The organism is Thalassotalea sp. PLHSN55 (assembly GCF_052030545.1).
Taxonomy (GTDB): domain Bacteria; phylum Pseudomonadota; class Gammaproteobacteria; order Enterobacterales; family Alteromonadaceae; genus CANMXU01.
Genome location: NZ_JBPDIH010000009.1, coordinates 15,361 through 31,953 on the forward strand (window position 1 = coordinate 15,361; position 16,593 = coordinate 31,953).

Here is a 16,593-nt window from a genome sequence, read left to right on the forward strand (position 1 = left end):
GCTTTTAATATAAAACAAAAATTAGAGAAAACTATGGCAACTGTGGCAAAACGTAAGTTAAGAATGGGCATGATAGGCGGGGGCAGTGGCGCATTTATTGGTGCTGTGCATCGCATTGCAGCACAAATTGATGGACAAGTAGAATTGGTGTGTGGCGCATTTAGTGCCGATCAGCAACGTAGTAAAGACTCTGGTGAACAGTTGTTTTTACCGAGTGAACGCTGTTATGGCTCGTACGAAGAAATGATCATCACCGAGCAAGAACTACCTGCTGATCAGCGTATGGAGTTTGTCGTGATAGTGACACCTAATCACTTACATTACCCTGCCGCTAAGCTTGCCCTTGAAGCAGGTTTTCACGTATTAAGTGATAAACCAGCGACCCTTTCTTTAGCGCAAGCGCTATCGTTAAAAACTATTATCGAACAAAGCAATTGTTTATATGGTTTAACCCATACTTACACCGGCTATCCGTTAATTAAACACGCTCAAGAATTAGTGGCAGACAATACGCTTGGCACTGTTCAAAAAATAGTTGTTGAATATCACCAAGGCTGGCTGGCCGACCAAGAGGCTGAATCAGGTAAACAAGCAAGCTGGCGCTTAGATCCAAGCCAAAGTGGTATCAGCTGTTGTATGGGCGATATTGGCGTACATGCTGCTAACTTAGCTGAATATGTTTCAGGGTTAACCATTAGTAAAATGTGTGCCGACTTAGTGCCTGTGGTACCCGGCAGGCAACTTGATGATGACGGCACGGTATTACTTAGGTTTAACAATGGTGCCAAAGGCGCGTTATTAGCCAGTCAAATAGCCGTAGGTGAAGAAAACGGGTTGCGTTTACGTATTTATGGCGATAAAGCGAGTATCGATTGGTCGCAGCAAGAACCCAATACGCTTTGGCTTAAATTTAATGATCAAGCTAGTCAAATGATCCGCACAGGTGTCGGGCAATTTAGCAGCCGAGTACAAAGTGCGATACGCACGCCAGCAGGGCATCCAGAAGGGTATTTAGAAGCCTTCGCTAATATCTATGTCAATTTTGTTGAGCAAGTACGACTTTTTCAACAAGGTGAACTTGATGCGGCAAGCCAAGTTGATGTGCCCGATATTGAAGATGCAATTCGCGGCATGGCGTTTATTGAAAATGCTGTTGCCGCCAGTAATAGCGACCAAAAATGGCATAACTTCACTATTTAAACTGAACAACAATAACAACAGATTTTTAACAAGGTAATAATAATGAAACAGATAAAAGGTCCGGCTATTTTTCTCGCCCAATTTATTGGCGATGAAGCACCATTTAATAATTTACCCAATATTTGCCAATGGGCGAGTGAACTTGGCTACAAAGCGATCCAACTTCCGACTTGGGATGCTCGTTTATTTGATCTAGAAAAAGCGGCGAAAAGTAAAACATACTGCGAAGAAGTTCAGTCAATTGTGGCGAATGCAGGTTTAGAAATAAGTGAACTATCAACCCATTTGCAAGGGCAATTAGTGGCGGTGAATCCTGCTTACAATGAAATGTTTGACGGTTTTGCTGCGGCTCATGTACAGCAAAATCCAAGTGCGCGCACCGAATGGGCGATTGAGCAACTCATGTTTGCTGCGCAAGCAAGTAAAAACTTAGGCTTAACGGCGCATGCGACGTTTTCAGGCGCTTTGCTTTGGCATACGGTTTATCCATGGCCGCAGCGTCCAAGTGGTTTAGTTGAAACCGGTTTTGCTGAACTTGCCAAACGTTGGTTGCCGATATTAGATGCTTTTGATGAAGCTGGCGTTGATGTTTGTTATGAACTGCATCCAGGAGAAGACTTACATGATGGTGTTTCATTCGAGCAGTTTTTAGAAGCAACCAATCATCATCCTCGCGCTAATATTTTGTACGATCCAAGCCACTTTTTATTGCAACAACTCGACTATTTGGCGTTTATCGATATTTATCATGATCGCATTAAAGCCTTTCATGTTAAAGATGCTGAATTTAATCCGACCGGAAAATGCGGTGTTTATGGTGGTTTTCAAAACTGGCAAAACCGAGCAGGGCGTTTTCGTTCATTAGGTGATGGCCAAATAGATTTTTCTGGCATTTTTAGTAAATTAACCCAGTACGGTTTTGAAGGCTGGGCAGTGCTAGAGTGGGAATGTTGCATCAAAGATCCGCAAGTTGGCGCACAAGAAGGTGTACCATTTATTAATCAGCACCTGATCAAACCAACAGAAAAAGCCTTTGACGATTTTGCCTCTGCAGGGCAAGACGAGGTGTTAAATAAAAAGATACTTGGCATATAACGAATAACTAACCAATAAACAGCAGGGGAAAATAATGACGATAACAACAAACAACCCTAATATTTTTCGATTGTGTTGCCTAGCGCTTACGGTAACTGCAATGACATTTGCGATTCGCGCTGGCATATTAGGCCAATTAGGTGTCGACTATCAATTAACTGGCGCGCAATTGGGCTGGGTAAATGCAATGGCCTTTTTAGGCTTTCCTATTGCAACTATGGTCGGTGGCGCACTTTATAACGCCTTAGGTGCACGTAAGTTAATAGCATTAGCGTTTATTTGCCATATGCTAGGTTTAATTTTAACTATTACCGCAGGCGGTTTTTGGGGCTTATTGGTTTCAACCTTTTTTATTGGTTTTGCCAATGGCGCGGTTGAAGCAGGTTGTAACCCCTTAGTGGCAGAGCTGTCACCTAACAACAAAGTAACTATGCTCAACCGGTTCCATGTTTGGTTTCCGGGCGGTATTGTTATTGGCGCTTTAGTGTCGAGTGCAATGACTCACTTTGGTTTGAGCTGGCAATTGCAAGTGGCGGTTATTCTTGTGCCGACAATTATTTACGGTGTGTTGCTATTAAAGTCTGAATTTCCGGCAGCGGTCGAGAAATCCCATTCAACCGCGGAAAATTTCAAATATCTATTTTCACCGCTGTACCTATTTTTGCTGTTATGTATGGCATTTACCGCGACGACCGAGTTAGGAACGCAGCAGTGGATTGAACGCATTTTGTCGTCTTCTGGTGCATCACCTATGTTAATACTTGCGCTAATTACTGGCTTAATGGCCGTTGGTCGATATTTTGCTGGTCCTTTAGTCCATAAGTTAAATCCAACGGGTGTATTGCTAGCTTCAGCAGTATTAGCGGCACTTGGCATTTACATGATGGGTAACGTACAAGGCAATAGTATTTATTTTGCCGCAATATTATTCGCAATTGGTTGTACTTATTTTTGGCCAACGATGATCGGCTGTGTTGCTGAATATCAACCAAAAACCGGTGCATTAGGCTTATCGCTAATTGGTGGTGTTGGTATGTTTGCGGTTAGCATGTTTAATCCGGTTATTGGTGGTTGGATTGATAACGCGCAGCAGCTTGCCCAAAGTCAGCAGTTAACTGAGTTACAAACCGAAGTGGCCATCGGGCAGGCAGTATTAGGTAATTTATTATTGTTCCCTGTAGTGCTTATTTTTGCCTTTGCAGGTTTGTATTGGCTGATCAACAAAAAACAAAGCAAGTGTCAGCAAGATTCAACACGATTGAATTTGGCAGGGAATGAACATGACTAATCAGTCTACTAATACCGAGCAGCTCAATAACTCGCGTCGGCATTTTATTCGCCAAGCAGGGATTAGTTTAAGTACGTTAGCGGCGTGCTCGCTAGTTGCTGGTAATAGTATTTCAACGGCAATGGCTTATACCTTTAAAAGCAATAGTGCCGACAGTGACGGGTTTGTATTTAGCCAAGCGCAGATGCAGACTCTTGAACATATTGCCGCAACAATATTACCCAAAACCGATACACCAAGTGGCGCTGAACTTGATTGCCATGGCTTTATTGATCATCAATTAAAGTATTGCCACACAAGGGATAAGCAGCAGCAAGCCGTGAAAATAATTAAAAAGATTAATCAATATTGCCAAACATATTATCAGCAAGGTTTTGCTGAGTTAGCGAGTGAAAAACAAACACAAACACTGAACAGTATTGAAGCTGAACAAGGTTTTTCTGCCATTGAAAAACAGCAGTTTAAGTTTGTTAAAGCGTTACTTGTGTTTGGCTACTTCACCACTGAAGTAGGCGCTACCCAAGCGCTCAATTACCAAGCGGTGCCGGGTGGTTTTACTGGCTCTATTTCGTACAACGAGCAAAGTAAAGCATGGGGCTCGCTAGGGTTTTATTAATTCCGGTAGAGAATAAAAAATGAATGAACAACTTTATATCAATGAAACAAAAGAAACGTTCGATGTACTTGTTGTCGGCTCTGGCATTACCGGTGGCTGGGCGGCAAAAGAGTTTTGTCAGCGCGGTTTTAAAACCTTAATGATCGAGCGCGGTCGAGTGGTTGAACACCGCAAAGACTATATTGGTGAAGGTAAGGGACCGTGGCAATTTCCACATCGAATGAAGGTCGATAATTTATTGCAAGAGCAGCAATATAAAGTACAGAAAAAATGTTATGCCTTTAACGACGCAACGAAACATTTTTTTGGTAATGACCAAGAGCTGCCTTATACCACCAAACCAGGCACTAAATTTGACTGGATACGTGCGAATCAGCTAGGAGGTAAGTCGTTACTTTGGCATCGGCAATCATATCGGTTTAGTGATTTTGATTTTAATGCTAACAAAGCCGATGGACATGGTAACGATTGGCCGATCCGCTATAACGATTTAGCTAAATGGTATAGCCATGTGGAAAAGCATGCCGGCATTAGCGGTAGTTACGAGCAACTTGCACAGCTACCTGATAGCGAGTTTTTGCCAGCGTTTGAACTAACTGTGCCAGAGCTTTCGTTTCAAAAAGCGATGAAACAGCATTTTCCAGACAAACCCGTGATTATTGGTAGAACGGCACATTTAACCAAGCCGACCGAGCTTCATATCAGTCAAGGTCGAGGTCAATGTATGGCGCGTAACGAGTGTCAAAAAGGTTGTTCATTTGGCGCCTATTTTTCTACTCAAAGTTCAACCTTGCCTGCAGCGGCGGCGACCGGTAATTTGCATATTGCGCCTAATAGCGTGGTTCATAGCCTAATTTACGACGAAAAAACCAATCGCGTGAAAGGGGTTAAGGTGATCGATAACGACACACTTAAAACCCGTGAGTATTTTGCTAAGGTGGTATTTTTGTGTGCCTCAACCCTAGGCAGTACTCAAATATTGTTAAATTCAACCAGTAAAAAATTCCCTAATGGTTTAGCCAATAGTTCTGGTGTATTAGGCCATTACCTAATGGACCATAATTATAACGCCGTGATTAGAGGTGAGTTTGACGGCTTTGACGATGAATATTATTCAGGACGCAGACCGACAGGATTATATATACCAAACGCACAATACCGACCTGACAAATATCGTAAACACTATCTTCGAGGTTACGCATTATCGGGCTCAGCGGGCAGGGGGGATTGGCGAGGTAGCGCTTGGCAAGACGGAATAGGCAAAGACTTTAAGCAAAAACTAACACAAGCAGGTCCTTGGTATATGTCGTTAATGGCACAAGGAGAAATGCTACCGAGGTTCGAAAATCAAGTAAGCCTTCATCGCACAAAAACTGACAAGTGGGGCATACCGCAGCTGGAAATTAACTGCCAATGGTCACAAAATGAAATTGACATGATGGAAGATGCGGCGGAAGTTGGCAAAGACATGATGATAAAAGCTGGCCTTAAAAATGTGCGCAGCTTTACCACAACGAAAGAAGGTGCACCGGGGTTAGCAATTCATGAAGTTGGTACGGCTCGAATGGGACGTAATGCAAAAAGCTCGGTACTTAATGGCTATAACCAGAGCCATGATATCCCCAATTTATTTGTTACCGACGGCGCAAGTTTTTGCTCAAGCGCAGTGGTAAACCCATCACTTACTTTTATGGCATTAACGGTGCGAGCTGTTGATTATTGTGCTCAAGAAATGAAAGCGAAACGTATATAAGGACACGAATGAAACGACTAATTAAACCAATACTATGGGCTAGCTTTTGTACATTATTAACCGCCTGTAGCCACGGTACCAAAGAAAGTGAAATGAAAACAATGCCAAAACTTAGTGTACAACTATGGTCAGTAAAAGATGTGATTAAAACCGACTTTACCGGCACGCTTGAACAACTAGCTGCAATGGGGTTTGAGGGAGTTGAGTTTGCTGGCGAATTTGGCGTATATAAAGACGATCCGCAAGGACTAAAGCAGTATTTATCATCGTTAAATTTACAAGCAAGTGGCGCACATGTTTCATTTGAGCAGCTAAACGACGACAACTTTACGAAAACCGTTAACTTTTATCAGCAACTTGGCGCTGAAACGTTAATTATTGGTTGGGATGAACGTGCATGGCACCCCGAAGGTATTAAAGAGGTTGTTGCTTTGCTAAATAAGCTTGAGCAAAAACTGCAACCTTATGGCATCAAAACCGGTTTTCATAATCATGACCATGAATTTGACGACTACCTCGAACAAACCTACTGGGATTATTTAGCAAAAAATACCGGTGAAAATGTTGTGCTGCAACAAGACGTTGGTTGGACAACCTATGCTGGTAAAGACCCTGTAGATTATGTACAACGTTATCCGCAGCGTACCTATACCACGCATTACAAAGTACGATTACCCGAAGGCAGCATAGGCAAGCTTCCTATCATAGGTAAAGATACCATTAACTGGTCAGCACTATTACAAGCCAATATCGCCGTTGGCGGTACAAAATGGATTGTGGTTGAACAAGAAGAATACCCCAACGGGCTAAGCTCACTTGCAGCCGTTGCCCTATCGAAAAAAGGCTTAGATGCCTATATCGCCAACTTATAAAAATGAAAAATCCGTATTTAGCCAAGGCTAACGACGGATTTTTTTGGTTAGTTTGATGGTTAATAAGTAGCTAATTACTCAGATTTCTTTCAAAATTCACACAATTTACGGCAGGCTTGAATTTGTATAGTTGAGCCTGATACTTTCCAACCACTTATTTTTCATTGGTTTCTTCAAACATATCGCTAGCTTCTACTCGATGAATTACTCATTTCTATGGTAATTAGCTTTATGATAACAATAATAGTGTACGTTAAACTATTGTTCATTATCAGCACTTACAATGGTTGGCTTAAAAAATAGGAGAGGTAAGTCATGGATTTGATTACAACAACAGAATTAATAAATGCGGATGTCAAAAAAGAAATCTTACGTAGAATAAAAGCCGCTGAAACTGAGCATGATGTAAAGGTACTTTATGCCATTGAGTCGGGCAGTAGGGCGTGGGGCTTTTCTAGCCCTAATAGTGACTACGACGTGCGTTTTATTTATGCCCATAAAAAAGACTGGTATCTGCGCGTTGACCTAGAAGGCAAGCGTGATGTTATCGAATACCCGATAGTGGATGAAATTGATATCAATGGTTGGGATATTCGAAAAGCGTTGAAGCTATTTTGGAAGTCCAATCCTGCATTTGTCGAATGGTTGCAGTCGCCAATTGTTTATGTAGACGATGGCCATTTCGCCCAACAAGCAAAGGCTTTAATACCCAATATCGTTTCTTTACATAAAGGCATTTATCATTATCTGCATATGGCAAAAGGTAATTTTCGTGGTTACTTAAAACAAGATGTCGTGCCGTTGAAAAAATACTTTTATGTATTAAGACCCTTGTTGGCGATTATGTGGATAGAAAAGTATAACCAAGCAGCGCCGATCGAGTTTGAAATATTGCGCCAGTTAGTTGCTAACAACAAAGTGTTGGATGAGGCGATAACAGAATTATTAGCTCGCAAACGTGTAAGTTTAGAAAAAGAATATGCGCCAACCGTGCCTGTGATAAATGAATTTATCGAATCTGAGTTACAGCGCCATGAAAACTATATCGCAACCAACAAAGAACGCGATGCCGAATTTGATTCACTAAATCGGTTGTTTAAAGCGGTTTTGGAAAGAAATGATAATTGCCCTAGTTAATAATGAAGTACTAAATAGGGCAATTTTTATCAGTTTGAATTGTAATAGTTCGGAGTCGATGTGGTTTGTAATTTTTACCGACACATTCTGCGTTTAATAGCCTAATAAATCTTAACCCTCGAGCTTAAAAAAGTAATTACCAGTGCCATTAACACCAACAATTCTTAAAACATACTCACCTTGTTGAGCTGAATCTAAGTCCCATTGAAATTTACGTTTTGACTGCGTAGTTCCTGAACGAAGTATTCGTTTGCCGATGCTATCATATAACTCAAGTCTGTACGTTACATTGTTTCTCTGCGGTTTGGCCGTAATTTTATATGCTGCGTTACTCTTAAAAATTATTTTGTATTCTGCATATGTTCCGCGTGATAGTCCGCCTGATATTGAGTCGTTTAGACTGATAATATTACTTTTTGATATTAGCTCTTCAGGTGTCGCAACTGTCTCAACTTTAAAGTTAAACATACCGCTCTTTGACACGCCTACAATTCTCAATGTGTATTCGCCAGCCTTGGTAACACCAACTCCCCATTCAAGTTTTCGTTTTGATTGTTCAACATTTGAACTAAACAGTTCATTGCCTGCATCATCCAATAAAGTTAGTTTGTATTTGACATTTTTTTGCTGTGGTTTGGCAACAATATTGTATGCAGTGTTGCCTTGAGCTAGTATTTTGTATTCTGCATATGTTCCATGAGATAAACCACCGGAAATTGAAGCATTTGTACCAATTACATTACTCGGCGATAGCAACTCCTCAGGAGTGGCAACGGTATTAACAGCAAGGTTGTATTCACCAGAGCCAGACACACCGACGACCCTTAATGTGTATTCACCAGCTTCGGTAACACCAATTCCCCATTCAAGTTTTCGTTTTGATTGCTCAACATTTGAACTAAACAGTTCATTGCCTGCATCATCAATAAAAAATAGTTTGTACTTAACATTTTTTTGCTGTGGTTTGGCAACAATATTATATGCGGTGTTGCCTTGAGCCAGTATTTTGTATTCTGCGTACGTACCACGTGATAAACCACCAGAAATCGAATCATTTGTACCAATTACATTGCTCGGAGATAGCAACTCCTCAGGGGTGGCAACAGTATGAATAGCAAGGTTATATTCACCAGAGCCAGACACACCGACGACTCTTAATGTGTATTCACCAGCGTCGGCAACTCCAACTCCCCATTCAAGTTTTCGTTTTGACTGCTCAACATTTGAACTAAACAGTTCGTTGCCTGCATCATCAAAAAAATATAGTTTGTATTTAACATTTTTCTGCTGAGGTTGTGAAACAATATTGTATGCGGTATTTCCTCTGGCCAGAATTTTCACCTCTTGCACATCACCCTCAGATAAAGTGCCTTTCGACTCTATTTTGTCGGGTTTCAAATTGGTTTGTGTTTGAGGTTTTTCATGAGCAGTAACAGAGCTTGAAGCTTGAGTGTTGCTTTGTTGAGTGTTATTTATGGCGCTGACTTCTCCCATCTCTATTTTTTCTTTATCTGTAACGTAGCGTAAAATGACACGCTTTGATAAGTCGGCCATAGTATCCATTCGTAATACTTTTCCAATATCGCCTTCAACAGATAACAGCATGCCAATAGGGTAGTCGCCTACAGTAACAATGGAGCCGCTCATGCCTTTGCGGAACTCTTTATTATTTTTAAGTTTTATATCAAATGTAGCGTCTAACGCTTTATCTGTAATTTCAATATCAAATATTTCTATGCGACCTTGTTTATGCTTATAGTTCAGTCTGCCAGCCCTGACCACGTCAAGTATGGCGTCTACACGCTCACCACCACCTTTCCAGCTACTTTCTTCACATGCGCTAGCGTCTTCTAATTTCGCTATGGCTAAATCTTGCGGATATGTATTGATTAATTCAGCTCTAATTCGTTTTCGTAACCTTGTTTCTACGAGTGCGGCTTTGGCTCCTGTTATTACATGAGCAGGTGTATATAAAAAACAACTTGAGCCTGCCTTTCTTAAAATACCTTGTCCTTCTTGATATTTTGTTCTTACATAAGCGTCAGATGCAATCGCTAGCTGAGTGCTGGTATTGAAGACAAACAAGGTTATTAAAGTGGTAAAAATATACTTAATTTTTATTGTTACCATATTTATTCTTCTCTTTGTTTTTCATCAGAATTTGATTTAGCGGCAAAAGATAGCCTGATTAATGTGGTTACTAAGTACATCAATAAGTGTAATACGACGATGCTCGCGCTAAGTACTATTGCCAAAACATTGTCGCTATAAATCCGCTCAAAAAAGCTTATGCTTATTGGTGTTCCTTCGTTTGGGGCAAAAGGCTTAACAATTCTTATCTCGCCACCTTCTCTTCTAAAAACAGTATCCATGTATTCAGCATCTAAATTAGCTATTACCATGCCCATCGCTTTTTTGCTTTGATTGGAGGACAAAATGGCAGTATCTCCAGTGCTAAGAATGGTGGACGGTAGTGAAATTGAATCTTCAAAAATAAAGCTTTTATCTTTAACTTGAATTTCTCCACTTTTAAGTAGCGGTGGCATAGTTTCTGTTGCGTAACTTAGTGGCGAACCTATTGTTACGTCACCAACCATAAACATAATGAATTTTTTTTGATTTTCATTAAGTTCAACATCAATTGTGACGTCTTGCTTAATTTCGCATCGTCCTTTTTTTGAAATGAGCTGAGCTACCTTAGTTCGCTCTCCTGACGGAGCATTAATCCCTATTTCAATGGTGTTGGGAGGTATAAATAAAAGATTAACAAGGCTATCTTTGTATACTTTAAGCTCACCTTTTTCATACCACTCGCCTTTCACTAATTTGGCACAATTATCAATCGTGTCATAGAGTTTGAACTTCCCTAAGTTAGTATCTTGAATCGATGTTTCAACAGGCGAATAACTAACAATTTGTGTTTCCGCTTGGATAGAATACTCAGTGTGAGCATCAAGCTTAGTAAAAAAAGCTTTCGCTAGAACGGTAAAGAAGAATGCTATGGTCAATAGTGCGACGACAGCTAATATTAAGGCTTGTTTAATTAGGTTTTTAGACAGTACCCAACCCATTAAAGAGTCGAATAATGGTTCATCTTTTGATTCATGTGTCATTGATATTCCAAATTACGTAGTCTTTACCTGCGCTTTTTTTATCTGGGCTAAATGTCACGGTAGCTTGCTTGTCTAAGCTATGTTTTTTTATGCTACACAAATGATTAAATACTCTTGTCAAAGAAGCTTGTATTCTCGTACATTGATTGTTAATAACAGCTCCAGAGGTGTTTTTAAATGTGATATTTGGCGATCTGCCAGCACTGTTAATGAAAAATTGAAGGGAGGAGCCTGTTGGTTGCCCCCAAGACGTAGGAAATACCTCTTGCACATAGTCTCCAAACATATCTTCGCTATCTGTGTATGCGAACGCGACTAATTGATTAGCTTTATATTTTTTGATTTCTGTCGTGTAGCTACTGGGTAGCTTAATCTGTATCCACCCAACTTGTTCAGATTTCAGATTTATTTGTGTTTCAGCAGTATACTTACCATCTATGCTTGCCAATATAATATGAACAGTTGGTGTGGGATTGGGGACAAATATATGTAAGCCATTAGGTTCGACAAATTTACTATTACCGTCTACATAAGATGAGGCTAATACTGAGCCACTTACATCTACGCTTTGTGAGTAGTTTTCAGTGAAGTTAGAAGCGTTAATTTCGATTATAGTTTTGGAGTAACAACAAAAACTAACGGTAAAAAGTAATGTAATAAAAAAGCGTGGTAAAGAATTCACATTGGCATTCCTTTGCTCACAAAGTATACGCCTCATTCTGAATGAAAGTGTAAAGAAAATCAAAAATATCAGTGCTTGTTCAGCACACTTTCTCCATTGTTCGCCAGCAAAAACTACGAAACTGTTTTTTAATATTACTGTCTAGTTTAATAAATAGCTGCTTTGTTCTTAAGAGAATAAAAGGGGTCAGAGCCGTTTTAAATGGTCTTTGCTGTTTTATCTTTTAAACCGACGCTACAGTTAAATGAAATATTCAAAGCTCAACGAAGGTGAATTGGTGACTTTCGTTGTGAGTTTTTTGATATTAGCCGGTAGTCAAAAACATCAAATTAGTTTAAAAAGTGTGTCTTATTCTATTTTAATATTGAAAGTAAACACTAAACCGCCAAGCCACACGCTACGCCTGAGCTCCACGCGAACTGAAAATTATAGCCGCCTAACCAACCGGTTACGTCGATCACTTCGCCGATAAAATAAAGCCCTGGGGCTTTTTTTGCTTCGAAGGTTTTTGAGCTGAGCTCGTCGGTATTTACGCCACCTAACGTCACTTCTGCTGTTCTATAGCCTTCGGTGCCATTGGGTTTAATTTGCCATTGGTGGAAGTAGTCGCTTAAGGCCTTTATTTCGCTATGGCTCAGTTGGTTGACCGCTTTTTCTGGTACTACTTTTTCTGCAACTAACACGTCGATAAAGCGCTTTGGCAAAATTGTCGCTAATAAATTTTTAATCGACTTATTCGCTTGTTGCTCGCGCCATTGTTCAATGGTGGTCGCTAAGTTTTGCTCGGGCAATAAGTTAATGGTTATCGCTTGGCCTGCTTGCCAAAAAGACGATATTTGTAAAATTGCTGGGCCTGACAAACCGCGATGGGTAAATAAAATATTTTCTTTAAAACTGACGCCATTTTCACTGGTGACTTCACTGGCGATGCTGATCCCTGATAAACCGTCAAAGCGTTGTTTGTCGTGATCGTGCAAGGTAAAAGGCACTAATGCAGCAGTTGTGGGTAATACGTCTAGGCCAAATTGCTCGGCAATTTTGTAGCCGATTGGGCTAGCACCGAGTTTTGGCATGGTTAAACCGCCAGAAGCGACCACTAATGATTTACACTGGTAAGTATTCTCATTGGTGGTAACGGTATAGCCTTCGGCGTTTTTTTCAACCGATAGCACTTCGTTACGCAGTTTTACCTCAACGCCTGCCCATTCACATTCGGTCATCAAAATATCAACGATGTCTTGTGCGCTGTTATCGCAAAATAACTGGCCTAAGGTTTTGTGATGATAATTCAAACCGTGACGGTCAACGAGTTCAATAAAGTCTTGCGCGCTATAACGGCTAAGGGCCGATTTAACAAAGTGTGGGTTTTGACATAGGTAGTTGTCTGGCCCGGCATTTTCGTTGGTGAAATTACAGCGGCCGCCGCCACTGATTAAAATTTTTCGACCGGCTTTTTTGCCCATATCCAGCACCGCAACACTTAAGCCGCGGTAGCCAGCAGTAGCCGCAGACATTAAGCCTGCAGCACCCGCGCCAATGATAATGACATCTTTGTTTATTGTTGCCACAATTACGCCGGCGTATCTGTCATGATGCTGGCGCTAGGGCCATTTTTTGCCATTTCTGCAAGGTCTTTATCAACAAAGAATAATGCGTGACCGTCATGGCCAACTAAGTTGATTTTATCTAAAACGCTTTTGAATAAGGTTTCTTCTTCATGCTGCTCAGCAACATACCATTGTAAGAAGTTAAAAGTAGAATAATCTTGGTTAGTAAATGCTTGGTGAGCAAGACTGTTAATGCGTTCGGTGATCAAGCATTCGTGCTCATAAGTTTTCTCAAAAATATCACTTAATGATTCAAACTCATGTGGTGGCGCGTCAATCGCCCCTAAAATTGGCAAGGCTCCGGTTTCACTAACGTAGGTGAATAAACGTGTCATGTGATCCATTTCTTCTAAGGCGTGTTTGCGCATAAATTCAGCGGCGCCTTCAAAGCCTTTTTCTTCACACCATGCACTCATTTGTAAGTACAAGTTCGACGAGTAGAATTCAAGGTTAATTTGATCGTTTAATTTTGAGACCATTTCAGGTTTAAGCATTAGATTTTCCTATAAAGCGTTGTTAGGGGCAGTGTGCCTTTACTATCGATAATGTTCAAGTAATACGGGCTTAATAACGTGATTTCTTTAATGGTTTTAGTGCAATTATTTAGATTGTTGATTTTGGTAATGTTGGCGTGCGTAAATTTACGACAAACTGGAGTGATGTTTCTGGGGAGTGGAATTTTTGAAAACACAGGGGGCGGTGACAATAAAGAAAGGAAATGAATGGGATTGGGCTAGTGTTATAAATGTCACCGACCCCTTATTTTCTTTTTTTGACAAGCTCCCTTCGACAAGCTCAGGGCGAACGGAAAGTTAAATATACTCACTTGCCGCTCAGGGCGAACGGAAAGCTATAGATGTTTCCTTGGTTTGGCAGGCTTCCTTCGAAAAACTCAGGACAGGTAGGGCGAACGGAAAAGTTAAATATACTCACTCGCCTTTCAGGCTGAGCTTGTCGAAGTCTCAAACACAGGGGTCGGTGACAATAAAGAACGAAAATAACTGGGGTTGGTTAATATAATCAATGTCACCGACCCCTTCTTTTTAAACGAATGATTTATTTGAGCTTAATGGGTTTGCACAAAAAGCCTTTGTCGTGGGCACTTCGTGCGCAGTCTTTGCAAATAAAGCGTGGCTTATCAACAATATGAATTAATTCGTGAATATTGCGTTCTATGTCTTTTTTCTTCCACTTACACAGGGATTTTGCCATAACGTTATCCTAGCGAGCAATACTTCTATTGTAGAAGAATAACGTTATTTTGGCAGTATCGGCTACCAATTTACTTAACTTGCCAGTTTAAGTGTTTGTTTTATGTCCGTTACTTGGTTATTGACATCAAGCGAAATATTATTGGCAATGTCTTTTGCTTGATTCACTTCTTGATTGACCTGCTCCATTGCTTGTTCAAACGAGAAATAATGCTGGCGTTGTTCGGTGATTTGACTCAAGGTTTCTTGCGATACTTGAGCTGAAATATTAGCCTGATCGGTAACTTTTTCGGCATTGCTTTTTAATTGTTGCGCAATTTCTTTTTGTTGACTTGATGCATGCTCGATGGCATTAATCGTGTCACGTATGCTGCTACTTGCATGTTGCAGTTGGTCAAGACGTTGACTAATTTGTTGCAGCGAGTCTTGGGTTTTACTGGCGAGCTGTCTCACTTCGTCGGCAACGACCGAAAAACCGCGGCCATGTTCGCCCGCGCGGGCAGCTTCAATGGCAGCGTTTAATGCCAGTAAATTGGTTTGGTCGGCTATAGCGCTGATCACGTCAACAATTGAACCGACACTGTCGACTGAATTACCCAATTCCGTAATTGCATCTTTACCCGATTGCGCAGCAATATTGGTTGATTCACTTGCACTAAGCACTTGTTCTACCTGTGATTGGCTCGATTGCATCGACTCTTTAGTCGCTTTGGCATTTTCTACCACTTGATGGGATAAATCGTTAACGGTTTCAGTTACCACAGACAAGGCCTGCATAATTTCACCAACCGATTGCAACTGTTCACTGGTAATTTGTGACGAATTTAAAATAGTTTTTGCTTGGTTTTCCATGGTTTGCATAGCACCAGCAACAAGGTTTAATTGATTCGCTTTTTGTTTGTCTTCTTGGGCAAGGTTGTTAACCATGTCATTAAAGCTTTTTGAAATTTCACCTAACTCTGTTTTTGCGGAAATGCCGGTAATGTTGTCAACACGGCCTTGCTCAACCAGTTGCACAAAACTGTCGCGTAATTTACGTAATGGCGACAAAATAACGCGGCGCATTAACCAGTAATTAGTGATCAAAAACAGTATTAAAAAGGCAATTAAACCGCTTACAACCCAAGTGAGTTGTTGGTTCAGCGCTTCTTGGTCTTGGCTTAGTTTAGTTTCACCCGATACAATGAGTTGCTCTATTGTTTCAACTTGCTGATTAAGCTGTAATAAACCATCGCTGCGCTGCTGACTTTGTTTCAATGTTTGTGATAATTCAAACGGATAGCGATTGATAATGGAGCTAAGCTCGTCGAGTACTTCTTCGCTTAAGTCAGCGCTTTCTTCATCGTCATCAAATAATAAATCGTCTTCATCTTCATCTGATATTTCAATAATGTTAAGCAGCGGCAGGCTTTTTAACTGATTGAGTTGTTTGCTGAGAATCGCAATAGCGTTATTTACCGATTGCGTATTGTGTTGCTGTTGTTGAAATAACTGCGCTCTTGCGCTGACTAGCGTATTTAATTCATTCGCGAGTGTTACTGTTTGGCTTAAATAGTTAAGTTGCTGATCGCTTGTTAATTCGTTAGTTTGATTAACATAACCGCTTAGCGTGGCAATTAATGCGGCGATACTTTGCTCGCTATTTTTGAGCAAAACTAACGGATCGCCACTAAGTTTGCCTAAGGCGCGATATTTACCTTCAAGATCGGTTTTTAACTGTTGCGTTTGCTCAAGTATTTTTTCTTGCATGCCTTGGTCAACAGAAGCTGTTAGGTATTGTTCGATTTGACTAAGTTGTTGCTGTGCTTGGGCTAAGTCGCTAGCATCACCTGATTGCAAATAATTGCTAATGGTGCGGTAGAATTCGACAGTGGTTAACGATTTTAACTTTTGGTATTCGCCGTATTGCTGCTGGCTATCAGACAAGGTATTAACGACCTGATACATTACCGTAAGAAAAATAATGGCGAAGGTGCTAATAGCCACTACAGATAGTTTTGAAAAGCTAGATACTCGCAC

The 16,593-nt window shown here is 40.7% G+C and carries 14 protein-coding genes; 7 read left to right on the top strand and 7 right to left on the bottom strand.

What is annotated here, in order from left to right:
• The first annotated feature begins 42 nt into the window (after positions 1-42).
• From ACRRSQ_RS16585 to ACRRSQ_RS16615, 7 genes are all read left to right on the top strand, one after another.
• Positions 43-1,200 (top strand): Gfo/Idh/MocA family protein, encoded by a 1,158-nt coding sequence (locus ACRRSQ_RS16585; RefSeq protein ID WP_440877003.1) that lies wholly within the window; start codon positions 43-45, stop codon positions 1,198-1,200.
• Positions 1,201-1,242: 42 nt separating this feature from the next.
• Positions 1,243-2,295: a sugar phosphate isomerase/epimerase family protein gene (locus tag ACRRSQ_RS16590; protein WP_440876890.1), complete on the top strand. Its 1,053-nt coding sequence runs from the start codon at positions 1,243-1,245 to the stop codon at positions 2,293-2,295.
• A 34-nt stretch (positions 2,296-2,329) separates the two neighbouring features.
• Positions 2,330-3,583: an MFS transporter gene (locus ACRRSQ_RS16595; RefSeq protein ID WP_440876891.1), complete on the top strand. Its 1,254-nt coding sequence runs from the start codon at positions 2,330-2,332 to the stop codon at positions 3,581-3,583.
• A complete protein-coding gene (locus ACRRSQ_RS16600) occupies positions 3,576-4,199 on the top strand; it encodes a gluconate 2-dehydrogenase subunit 3 family protein (protein WP_440876892.1) in 624 nt (207 codons plus the stop codon). The genes ACRRSQ_RS16595 and ACRRSQ_RS16600 overlap by 8 nt, the downstream gene beginning before the upstream one ends.
• 19 nt (positions 4,200-4,218) lie before the next feature.
• Positions 4,219-5,952, top strand: a complete 1,734-nt coding sequence (locus ACRRSQ_RS16605; protein ID WP_440876893.1) for a GMC oxidoreductase — start codon at positions 4,219-4,221, stop codon at positions 5,950-5,952.
• 8 nt (positions 5,953-5,960) lie between these two features.
• Entirely contained in the window at positions 5,961-6,824 is an 864-nt protein-coding gene (locus tag ACRRSQ_RS16610; protein ID WP_440876894.1) for a sugar phosphate isomerase/epimerase family protein, read from the top strand.
• Positions 6,825-7,139: 315 nt separating this feature from the next.
• Positions 7,140-7,961: a nucleotidyltransferase domain-containing protein gene (locus ACRRSQ_RS16615; protein WP_440876895.1), complete on the top strand. Its 822-nt coding sequence runs from the start codon at positions 7,140-7,142 to the stop codon at positions 7,959-7,961.
• A 111-nt stretch (positions 7,962-8,072) separates the two neighbouring features.
• Here ACRRSQ_RS16615 and ACRRSQ_RS16620 read toward each other — a convergent pair whose 3' ends face one another.
• The 7 genes from ACRRSQ_RS16620 to ACRRSQ_RS16650 all read right to left on the bottom strand — a co-directional run bounded on the left by ACRRSQ_RS16620 (position 8,073) and on the right by ACRRSQ_RS16650 (position 16,593).
• Positions 8,073-10,091: a hypothetical protein gene (locus tag ACRRSQ_RS16620; protein WP_440876896.1), complete on the bottom strand. Its 2,019-nt coding sequence runs from the start codon at positions 10,089-10,091 to the stop codon at positions 8,073-8,075.
• A gap of 2 nt (positions 10,092-10,093) precedes the next feature.
• Positions 10,094-11,074 carry a hypothetical protein gene (locus ACRRSQ_RS16625; RefSeq protein WP_440876897.1) on the bottom strand — a complete coding sequence of 327 codons (981 nt, stop codon included), beginning with the start codon at positions 11,072-11,074 and terminating at the stop codon, positions 10,094-10,096.
• Entirely contained in the window at positions 11,064-11,756 is a 693-nt protein-coding gene (locus ACRRSQ_RS16630; protein WP_440876898.1) for a hypothetical protein, read from the bottom strand. Before ACRRSQ_RS16630 ends, ACRRSQ_RS16625 begins: the two co-directional genes overlap by 11 nt.
• 377 nt (positions 11,757-12,133) lie before the next feature.
• Complete coding sequence (locus ACRRSQ_RS16635; RefSeq protein ID WP_440877004.1) at positions 12,134-13,315, bottom strand: NAD(P)/FAD-dependent oxidoreductase; 1,182 nt, start codon at positions 13,313-13,315, stop codon at positions 12,134-12,136.
• Between the two features lie 11 nt (positions 13,316-13,326).
• Positions 13,327-13,857, bottom strand: a complete 531-nt coding sequence (gene ftnA / locus ACRRSQ_RS16640; protein WP_440876899.1) for a non-heme ferritin — start codon at positions 13,855-13,857, stop codon at positions 13,327-13,329.
• Between the two features lie 562 nt (positions 13,858-14,419).
• Complete coding sequence (locus tag ACRRSQ_RS16645) at positions 14,420-14,575, bottom strand: hypothetical protein (protein WP_440876900.1); 156 nt, start codon at positions 14,573-14,575, stop codon at positions 14,420-14,422.
• 74 nt (positions 14,576-14,649) lie between these two features.
• Complete coding sequence (locus tag ACRRSQ_RS16650) at positions 14,650-16,593, bottom strand: methyl-accepting chemotaxis protein (protein ID WP_440876901.1); 1,944 nt, start codon at positions 16,591-16,593, stop codon at positions 14,650-14,652.

Coding starts and splice junctions, on each gene's coding strand:
- ACRRSQ_RS16590 (WP_440876890.1), top strand. CDS start 1,243: ATGAAACAGATAAAAGGTCCGGCTATTTTTCTCGCCCAATTTATTGGC.
- ACRRSQ_RS16595 (WP_440876891.1), top strand. CDS start 2,330: ATGACGATAACAACAAACAACCCTAATATTTTTCGATTGTGTTGCCTA.
- ACRRSQ_RS16600 (WP_440876892.1), top strand. CDS start 3,576: ATGACTAATCAGTCTACTAATACCGAGCAGCTCAATAACTCGCGTCGG.
- ACRRSQ_RS16605 (WP_440876893.1), top strand. CDS start 4,219: ATGAATGAACAACTTTATATCAATGAAACAAAAGAAACGTTCGATGTA.
- ACRRSQ_RS16610 (WP_440876894.1), top strand. CDS start 5,961: ATGAAACGACTAATTAAACCAATACTATGGGCTAGCTTTTGTACATTA.
- ACRRSQ_RS16615 (WP_440876895.1), top strand. CDS start 7,140: ATGGATTTGATTACAACAACAGAATTAATAAATGCGGATGTCAAAAAA.
- ACRRSQ_RS16620 (WP_440876896.1), bottom strand. CDS start 10,091: ATGGTAACAATAAAAATTAAGTATATTTTTACCACTTTAATAACCTTG.
- ACRRSQ_RS16625 (WP_440876897.1), bottom strand. CDS start 11,074: ATGACACATGAATCAAAAGATGAACCATTATTCGACTCTTTAATGGGT.
- ftnA (WP_440876899.1), bottom strand. CDS start 13,857: ATGCTTAAACCTGAAATGGTCTCAAAATTAAACGATCAAATTAACCTT.
- ACRRSQ_RS16645 (WP_440876900.1), bottom strand. CDS start 14,575: ATGGCAAAATCCCTGTGTAAGTGGAAGAAAAAAGACATAGAACGCAAT.